7 protein-coding genes and 1 pseudogene are annotated in these 7,912 nt (G+C 76.1%); 3 read left to right on the top strand and 5 right to left on the bottom strand.

All coding sequences use genetic code 11. From position 1 onward, the window contains the following. Positions 1–32: 32 nt before the first annotated feature. Positions 33–1,808, bottom strand: a complete 1,776-nt coding sequence (locus tag ACFXAM_RS36460) for a sulfatase (RefSeq protein ID WP_380297956.1) — start codon at positions 1,806–1,808, stop codon at positions 33–35. Continuing rightward, positions 1,805–2,428 (bottom strand): helix-turn-helix transcriptional regulator, encoded by a 624-nt coding sequence (locus ACFXAM_RS36455; protein ID WP_380297954.1) that lies wholly within the window; start codon positions 2,426–2,428, stop codon positions 1,805–1,807. Before ACFXAM_RS36455 ends, ACFXAM_RS36460 begins: the two co-directional genes overlap by 4 nt. A gap of 89 nt (positions 2,429–2,517) precedes the next feature. Between ACFXAM_RS36455 and ACFXAM_RS36450 the strand changes: the two genes are divergently transcribed. Further along, positions 2,518–3,513 carry a formylglycine-generating enzyme family protein gene (locus ACFXAM_RS36450; RefSeq protein ID WP_380297952.1) on the top strand — a complete coding sequence of 332 codons (996 nt, stop codon included), beginning with the start codon at positions 2,518–2,520 and terminating at the stop codon, positions 3,511–3,513. A 329-nt stretch (positions 3,514–3,842) separates the two neighbouring features. Beyond that, positions 3,843–4,145: a hypothetical protein gene (locus tag ACFXAM_RS36445; protein ID WP_380297950.1), complete on the top strand. Its 303-nt coding sequence runs from the start codon at positions 3,843–3,845 to the stop codon at positions 4,143–4,145. A gap of 12 nt (positions 4,146–4,157) precedes the next feature. Here ACFXAM_RS36445 and ACFXAM_RS36440 read toward each other — a convergent pair whose 3' ends face one another. Continuing rightward, positions 4,158–5,144 carry an alpha/beta fold hydrolase gene (locus tag ACFXAM_RS36440; protein ID WP_380297948.1) on the bottom strand — a complete coding sequence of 329 codons (987 nt, stop codon included), beginning with the start codon at positions 5,142–5,144 and terminating at the stop codon, positions 4,158–4,160. A gap of 60 nt (positions 5,145–5,204) precedes the next feature. Continuing rightward, complete coding sequence (locus tag ACFXAM_RS36435; protein ID WP_380297946.1) at positions 5,205–6,113, bottom strand: DUF2797 domain-containing protein; 909 nt, start codon at positions 6,111–6,113, stop codon at positions 5,205–5,207. A 138-nt stretch (positions 6,114–6,251) separates the two neighbouring features. Between ACFXAM_RS36435 and ACFXAM_RS36430 the strand changes: the two genes are divergently transcribed. After that, complete coding sequence (locus tag ACFXAM_RS36430) at positions 6,252–7,667, top strand: HEAT repeat domain-containing protein (protein ID WP_380297945.1); 1,416 nt, start codon at positions 6,252–6,254, stop codon at positions 7,665–7,667. A gap of 63 nt (positions 7,668–7,730) precedes the next feature. Here the strand turns inward: ACFXAM_RS36430 and ACFXAM_RS36425 are convergent. Next, a pseudogene (locus ACFXAM_RS36425) lies at positions 7,731–7,912 on the bottom strand (hypothetical protein); the annotation flags it as partial.

The following is a 7,912-nucleotide window of genomic DNA, read 5'->3' as shown; positions in this document are numbered from 1 at the left end:
CGGCCGCGGAGGGGCGCCGTCGCCGTGCGCGGCTACGCCTCGGCCGGCAGCGCGGCCAGGGTGGCGGCGAGGGCGTGCAGGTCCGCGGGACGCACGGACGGCCCCATGGCGGCGAGCCGGAACGGGGAGAGCCCGCCGAGCATCGCCTGCAGACCGGGGTTGGCCAGCATCGGCAGCCGGTCCAGGACGGCCCCGCGCGCGCCCTCGTGGGCCAGCAGGGCGCGCAGCGGGGTGTGCACCGAGAGCGGGGCCTCGGCGAAGTCCTCGGCGTTCGGCAGCGGCTCGGCGGCGGCGAGCGCCTGCGGCCGCTGGGCGCGGGCCAGCAGGTGCCCGGCGGTGACCGGCCCCTCGGCGGGCAGGCCGAGCCGTTCGAACTGGTCGGCGGGCGCGTCGCCCTCCCGCAGCGCCTCGGTGAGCAGGGTGGCCATCCGCAGTTCCAGCGCGTCGTCGACCAGCGGGTTCTCCTGCCCCGGGTCGGTCTCCAGGTCGAAGAGCAGGGTGCCGAAGGCGTACGGGTTGCCCCAGGAGTCGGCCGGCATCCGCAGCACGGGCACGCCCTTGGTGAACGGCAGCGGCTCGGCCAGGGTGGCGCCGGCCAGCTCCCGCGGGGTGAAGTGGCCCCGCATGTGGGTGGGCATCAGGGTGTGCTCGTACAGCGGCCGGTTGGACGGGTCCTTGCAGGCGCGCATGTAGACGTGGCGGCCGTCGGTGATGCTGACGTGACCGCCGAAGACGCCGAACAGGCCGTGCCGGCGGACCGGGGTGTCGTGGGCGACCGTGCCGGCCAGCGGGCGGCCCTGCATGTCGGGGGTGCGCGGGACGTCGAAGTACTCCAGCAGGGTCGGCCCGAGGTCGACGGTCTGGACGAGGGAGGCGCGCCGTCCGGTGGCCCGGCTGCGCGGGTCCCAGACGAACAGCGGGGTGTGGATGTTCTCGTCGTACCAGGGCTGGACGTTCTTGCCCCACCAGCCGCGCTCGCCGAGCAGCAGGCCGTGGTCGGTGCAGACGATCAGCAGGGTGTCGTCCCACAGGCCGTGCTCGTCGAAGGCGTCCAGGACGCGGCCGAGCGAGTCGTCGCACATGGTGAGCAGCGCGGCGTACTCGTTGCGGGCGTGCTCGACGGCCTCCGGGCTCTCGGTGACGCGCTTGTAGTCGGGCCAGTCGAAGTGCGGGCCGTCCCAGTCGTGCGGGTAGTGCTTCTTGTGCTCGGCGTAGGAGTAGAACGGCTCGTGCGGGTCGAAGCACTCGATCTGCAGGAACCAGCGGTCCTGCTCGCGGTTGGTGGCGATGAACTCCAGGCCGGCGTCGAAGGTGCGGGTCTGCGGGTGGTCGGCGACGTCGGCCAGGTACTGGCGGTTGACCCAGTCCTGGCGCCAGGCCGGGCCCTCGCGCCAGGAGAGCGTCGCGGGGACGTCCGGGTCGGCGACGTGGCCCTTCCACTTGTCGCCCTCCTGGCCGCGGAAGAACTCGTAGCTGTCGTAGCGGTTGTGGTAGGTGGCGCCGCCGTCCTCCCAGTAGTGCTGGTGGTCGGTGACCAGGTGGGTGTAGACGCCCGCCTTGCTCAGCAGGTCCGGGACGGAGTCGTCGAAGGGCTCCAGCGGGCCCCAGGAGCGGTGCAGGAAGTTGTAGCGGCCGGTGTGCATCTCGCGGCGGGCCGGCATGCAGGGCATGGAGCCGCCGTAGCAGTTGTCGAAGGTCGCGGCGCGGGCGGCGAGGCGGGCGAAGTTCGGGGCGACGGTCCAGTCGCAGCCGTAGGGCGGCAGGAACCGCCGGTTGAGGCTGTCGAACATGACCAGGACGGCTTTCACCGGGGCGTCTCCTCGGGGGCGGTGGCGGTGGCGGGGGCGGGGGCGGGGTTGGTGGTGGGGACGGTTCCGTCGGCGAGCAGCCGGCGGACGTGCTCCAGCCAGTCGAGCCAGGCGTCGACGGCGGAGGTGCCGTAGGCGTGGGTGAGCTCGCGGATCATCCGCAGCCGCCGGGCGTCGGCCTCCGGCGTGCCCTCGGGGAGGGCCAGTGTGCGGTCCCGGGGGCGCATGACCGCCACCTGGCGGCGGCGGTAGGCGAGCTCGGTGTCGACCAGCGGGAGCAGCTGCTCCGGCGCGAGCTGGGCGGAGCAGTAGAACCGGGCCATGAAGTCCGGGTCCTGGAAGCGGCTGGTCGGCCGGTACGGGGAGCGGGCCTCGCGGATCAGCTCGGCCCGCCCGGCGTCGGTCAGCCGGTAGACCTTTGCGTCCGGGCGCCCGTCGCGCGGGTCGGTCTCGTAGACCACCCAGCCCTGCTCGGCCATCCGCTTGAGCAGCCGGTAGATCTGGCTGGGGTGGGCGTTGGAGCGGACGAACTGCCCCTCCCCCGCGAGCCACTCCTTGAGGTCCCAGCCGCTGCGCGGATGGAGGGCCAGCAGGCCCAGCAGGACGTGGTCGAACTTCACCGGATGCCCTCTTCCCCGGCTCCCGCCGGCGCCTCGGATGCTTGTTAGGTGCATTCTCACCTAGGTGCAAAGTGCTATAGCTTGGGCCCATGAGTCAACCCCGCGCCGCCCGCGCCTGCTGCCTGCCGTCCGCCCCGGCCGGGGCCGGGCCCGTCCCGCTGCCGCCGCCCGGGACGGCGGCGCGGCGGCCCGGGCACCCCCGGACGGCGCTGCCCGGCGGGGTGTTCGCGATGGGGGACGCCTTCGGGGAGGGCTGTCCGGCGGACGGCGAGACGCCCGTGCACGAGGTGGAGCTGGCGCCGTTCACCATCGACACCGAGCCGGTCACCACCGCCCGGTTCGCCGCCTTCGTCGAGGCCACCGGCCACCGCACCGACGCCGAACGGGCCGGTTCCTCCGCCGTCTTCCACCTGTTCGTCCTCGCCGACCCCGCCGATGTGCTCGGCCGCTCCCCCGCCGCGCCCTGGTGGGTGGAGGTGCGCGGCGCCGACTGGCGCCACCCCTACGGCCCGCTCGGCGACGCCGGGGACCTCCAGGACCACCCCGTGGTGCACGTCAGCCACCGCGACGCGCTCGCCTACTGCCGCTGGGCCGGGAGCCGGCTGCCCACCGAGGCCGAGTGGGAGTACGCCGCCCGGGGCCCGCTGGCCGGGCGCCGCTACCCCTGGGGCGACGAGCTGCGCCCGGACGGCGCGCACCGCTGCCGGATCTGGCAGGGCCGTTTCCCCGACCTGCCGACCGGCGAGGACGGCTGGTTCGCGACCGCGCCGGTCGGCACGTACCCGCCGAACGGCTTCGGCCTGGTGGACGTGGCCGGGAACGTCTGGGAGTGGTGCGCCGACCGCTTCGACCCCGGTTACTACGCCCGCTCGCCGCGCTTCGACCCGCGCGGGCCCGGGGCCGACGGGACCGACGGGGGCGGCGGGGGCGCGGGCGGGAGCGGCGACGGGGACCGGCGGGTGCTGCGGGGCGGCTCATACCTGTGCCACGACTCCTACTGCAACCGCTACCGGGTGGCCGCGCGCACCGGCAACACTCCGGACTCCACCAGCGGCAACTGCGGCTTCCGGACGGTGGCCTGCTGACCCGGGGCGCGCACAGGGGCGCGCACCGCACCAGGGGGCGCCATCGAACGTTCGCACGCGGCGTGCGGCGCGCCGACACGCGCCCCGCTTCTTCGACTGTTCGTCAGGTCCGGTGCTGACCGGTCGGGTTTCGCGCTACCGTGGTCCCCGCCGCGAAGGAGTGTGCATATGCCCGAGGTCCAGTCCTGCTCCGGTTGCGGCGGGTCCGGGGGGACCCAGAAGACCGAAGCCACGGTCGAACGGGACGAGGAAGGGAGCATGGTGCCCAGGATCCACGTCTACTGGTCACCGTGCCGTCGGTGCCACGGATCCGGAACGGTGATCGTCGGATGAGGCTGGTCTTCGAGTGCGTCGAGTGCGGTAGCCACTACCTGCCGCCGGAGGCGATGGCGTACCCCGACGGGCCCGCCTCGCCGATCTGGTGCACGGGGTGCCAGACGGCGAAGCGCGCGGCCGGGGTCCGGGAGGATCCGCTGCTGGCGCGGGTGGCGCTGGCGGCCGCCCGGGCGGCGAGCGCCAGGACGGCCGCCGAGGAGCCCGCCGCACCGCGCGCCGACGTCCGGCCCTCGCGCCCCCCGGTCTCACGGCGGGGCCGCTCCGGGCCGGGCGTGCTGCGCGGCAAGCTCGCCTGACCGCCGCGCGGTTCAGCGCCCGACCGCACCGTCCGTCTCCGCGAGGAAGCGCAGGAGGTGGTCGGCGACCGCGTCCGGGGCGTCCTCCGGGCTGTAGTGGCCGGCGCCCGGCAGTTCGACCACCCGGCCGTCCGGGAAGGCCTCCCGGAACAGCGGCAGGAAGTGCCGGGCGTTCAGCGTCCGGTCCGCGGTCCCCCACAGCGCCAGCGCCGGGACGGCCGCCAGCGCGGCGCGGGCCGCCGCGTCCGGCTCCTCGAAGCGGTGCGCGCCGGTGGCGAAGCCCTTCACCCAGCCGATCGCGCCCACGCTCTCGGCCGGGGTCGGGAACGGGGCGCCGTACGCGCGCAGCCAGGTGTCGGTGGCGAGGGCGGGGTTCTCGAAGCCGTTCAGCCTGAGCATGCTGAGCACGGTGACGTCCAGGGCGCCGAGCACCGCCTCCAGCGTGCCGTCGGCGTGCGCCCGGGCGGTCCAGCGGAACCACGGGGAGTCGGCGGCGTTGGCGGCCAGCGCGTCGCCGAGGCCGGGCTGCCCGAACGGGGTGGGCCCGTTGACACCGACCACCCGGGCGATCAACCCGGGCCGGCGGGCCGCGAGGCCCATGCCGACCGGACCGCCGAAGTCGTGGCCGACGAGGGTGACCGCCCGCAGCCCGAGGTCCAGGACGAGCGCCTCCAGGTTGTCGACGTGGTCCTGCAGCCGGTAGTCGCGCCCGGCGGGCGTGGCGCTCTTGCCGAAGCCCATGTGGTCGGGGACGACGACCCGGTGGGTGGGCGCGAGGCGGCGCACGAGGTCCCGGAAGAGGTAGCCCCAGGTGGGCTCGCCGTGCAGGCAGAGGACGACCGAGCCGGCGCCCTCGTCGACGTAGTGCATCGGGAAGCCGGGGGCGGTGCTGAAGTGCGGGCGGTAGGGGAAGGTGGCGTCGAAGGTCTCGTGGGCGGGGATCATGGCGGGCCTCTCGCGCGGGACGGTGGCGAAGCTGCGGTAGCAAAGTGAAACCATGCAGGCCCGAGCCTAGGGGTGCTGGTTTTTACATGCAACTGCCGCCGGTGGCCCGCCGGGTCAGAACAGCGCCTCCTGGGTGTCCGGCTCGGCCGGGCGGACCCGCTCGCTCAGCGCCAGCCCCGCGGACGGCCGCCCGGCCGCCGGGGCCAGCGTCCAGCCGGTCAGCAGCCGGGTGTCCAGCAGCAGTGGCGCGCCGCCGTCCGGCTGGTCGAGCAGCAGGTGCCGGCCGATCGGCGGGCGCAGCCGCCCGGCCAGCACCGCGCCGTCCGCGAGAGCCTCGACCGCCCGGTAGACGGCGGGGGCGCCCGCGGTCAGCCCGAAGACCCCGACGTGGTCGGTGACCGGGTGGTCCGCCAGCAGCTCCACCCCGTGTCCGCGCAGCAGTTCGTGCGCCCGGGCCCGCGCGTCGGTGAGCAGCGCGCGGCGGTGGTCCGCGTCGCCGTGCTCCCACCAGTGGTCCACCTTCACCCGGCTCTTGAACCGCTCCCGGGCCAACCCGGAGGCGGCCACGGTCAGTTCGGCCCGCCGGACGGCGGGCAGCGCGCCCCGGGCGGCGAACGTCCAGGCCAGCGCGCCCTGTTCGAGCAGCCGGCTGGTGCCGCGCTGCTCGGCGGTGAGGCCGACCTTGAGCAGCCCCTCGCCGAACCAGGCGAGGTAGAGCCGGTAGGTGCGGCCGTCGTCGAGGATCTGGTCCCGGGCCAGCGCCAGCCCCCGGTCCACGCTCTGGCAGGACGCGCACTGCACGGCGGCGCCGTCCGGCGCGATCACGGCGTGGTGCGGGCAGGGCGTGCGCTCGTCCTGGCCCGCCAGCCAGGCCCCGGTGCACCGGCGCGGCCCGCCGAGCAGCCAGCCGACCTCGACCCCCGGCAGCACCTCGCGCTCGTGCACCCGGCGCCCGTGCACCGCGCTCAGCACCGCCCGCCCGTCGCGCCACCCCAGCCCGGTGGAGACCCATCCGCCCGACACGCTCACCCGCACCTCACCCCGCCGCACACCGGTCCGAGCCCCCGAGGCTACCTCCGGTCACCGACGGCCGGGTAAATGCCGGGCACGACCGATTGCCGCCGCGCTACCCTTCCGCCCGACGGTCCACCAGGGGGGTTCGTGGCGGGGGAACAGCGGCCGGCGGGGGAACAGCGGGCGGCGGCGGAGCGGCGGCTGATGGCGGAGCGGCGGCTGGTGGCGGCCGTCATCGCGCGGAACGCCGCCGCGGTGCGGGCCTGCCTGGAGGAGGGCGCCGATCCGGACACCCGCGGGCCCGACGGGCTGCCCCTGCTCTGCCTCGCGGTGGCGGGGTTCGACCACGCGACGGCCGAGGCGCTGACCGACGCCGACCCCGGCGCCGACCCCGGCGCCGACCCCGACCGCGAGCTGCCGGACGGCACCACGCCGCTGCTGCGGGCCGTCGACCTCGGCTCGACGGCCCTGGTCGAGGCCGTGCTCGGCAAGGACCCCGCCCTGCGGATCCCCGCCCCGGCGCGGCAACGCCTGCTCGACCTCGCCCGGCGCCGGTACGAGACCGGCGAGGAGGAGGAGCTGCGCCGCCGCACCGGGGCCGACGGACCGGCCGTACGGCGGCGGGTGCGGGACGGCGACCACGCGCAGGCCGAGGAGGTCGCGCCGGGCGGGCACGCCGTCCGGGCCGGCCACGGCAGCGTCCTCACCCTCCTGGAGCAGCGGTTCGGCGTCCTCCCGCCCGTCGCGGAGGTGGTGGCGCGCGGGATCCGCCGCCCGGACGACGACGACGCGTGGTTCACCGCCGCGCACGCCCTCGCGGGTCGCCGGAGCGAACGGGCCCGGTCCGAGCTCGCGTCGTTGCGGCACCACCCCGATCCCGTCCGCCGTCTGTTCCTCGCCGAGGTCCTGTGGCACCGCGTCCTCCTGGCCGGCGCCGTCATGGACGGCTCCGACAGCACGCGGGACGTCGGGATGCTGGCGGCCTGGGCGTTCGACGAACCCGACGGCCGGGTGCTCGGCAGGGTCCTCGCGGCCCTCCTCGGCCGCCGCCACCCCGCCGGGGAGACCCTCGGCCTGCGCCACGCCGACCACCCGGATCCCCGGGTCCGCCGCGAGGTCCCGTACCTGCTGAGCCCGGAGCTGACCGGACCGGGCGAGGCCGCCACCGCCGCACTGCTCGTCCTGGCCGACGACCCGGACGGTGCCGTGCGGGCCTCCGTCGCCGACGCCCTGGAGACACCGGGCGTGTTCGCGCCGGACGTCCGGGAGGCACTGCTGCGCCTGCTCCGGGATTCGGACCTCGCCGTGCGGGCCCGCGCGGCCGCCACCCTCGCCGGGTCGGGCGACCGGACGGCCGCGGTGACCGAGGCCCTCGCCGCACTGCTGGACGAGGAGCACCGGACGCTGCGGCTGGAGGCCGCCTACGCGCTCGCGCGGCGGGACGATCCGCGCACCGAGGACGCCTACGCCCGGGTCGGACCGCTCGGCCCCGGGTTCGAGCACGACCACCGGGTGAGCGCCCACTGGCAGTACCGGTGGCGCAACCGGCCCGGCGGGCACTGACCGGGCCCCGTCGCCCGCCCGGAAGCCGGATGCCGGATCCCGGACGGGCGACGGGGCGGGAGGTCAGCGGGCGCCGGTGAGGGCGGCGAGGGTGGCGTCGAGGTCCGGGACCTGGCCGGGGCGGGGGCGGTTGAACGGGAGGCGGGACAGCAGGTTGCCCATCGCGCAGGTGTTGGTCGCCGCCGAGAAGACCAGGCCCGCGCCGACCGCCGCCGAGACCCAGCGGGTGCCGGGCCGGACGCGGT

This window comes from Kitasatospora sp. NPDC059462 (assembly GCF_042749955.1).
Taxonomy (GTDB): Bacteria; Actinomycetota; Actinomycetes; order Streptomycetales; family Streptomycetaceae; genus Kitasatospora.
The sequence above is the reverse complement of the archived record's forward strand: the minus strand, read 5'-3'. Positions and strand labels throughout refer to the sequence as shown.

Coding starts and splice junctions, on each gene's coding strand:
- ACFXAM_RS36450 (WP_380297952.1), top strand. CDS start 2,518: ATGAGTCAACCCCGCGCCGCCCGCGCCTGCTGCCTGCCGTCCGCCCCG.
- ACFXAM_RS36445 (WP_380297950.1), top strand. CDS start 3,843: ATGAGGCTGGTCTTCGAGTGCGTCGAGTGCGGTAGCCACTACCTGCCG.
- ACFXAM_RS36440 (WP_380297948.1), bottom strand. CDS start 5,144: ATGGTTTCACTTTGCTACCGCAGCTTCGCCACCGTCCCGCGCGAGAGG.